The following is a 245-nucleotide window of genomic DNA, read 5'->3' as shown; positions in this document are numbered from 1 at the left end:
AGCGCGATGGCAATCAGCAGAATTACACAATTCCGTATTCAACAGTGCCAATTTTACAACGCGAAGGGCGTTTCAAATTTGATCTGACGGCGGGCGATTTTCGTAGCGGTAATAGTCAGCAATCATCACCTTTCTTTTTTCAGGGCACGGCACTCGGTGGTTTACCACAGGAATTTACTGCCTACGGCGGGACGCAATTATCTGCCAATTACACCGCCTTTTTGTTAGGGCTGGGGCGCAACCTC

The 245-nt window shown here is 49.0% G+C and carries 1 protein-coding gene; it reads left to right on the top strand.

Translation table 11 applies throughout. From position 1 onward, the window contains the following. Nucleotides 1-245 (top strand): fimbria/pilus outer membrane usher protein (locus tag SB756_RS34030; protein WP_410913752.1); only part of this gene is annotated, 245 nt, incomplete at both ends.

This window comes from Pseudomonas sp. SIMBA_068 (assembly GCF_046534705.1).
Lineage (GTDB): Bacteria > Pseudomonadota > Gammaproteobacteria > Pseudomonadales > Pseudomonadaceae > Aquipseudomonas > Aquipseudomonas putida.
Note: the sequence above shows the minus strand (reverse complement) of the source record. Positions and strands in the feature narration are given on the sequence as shown.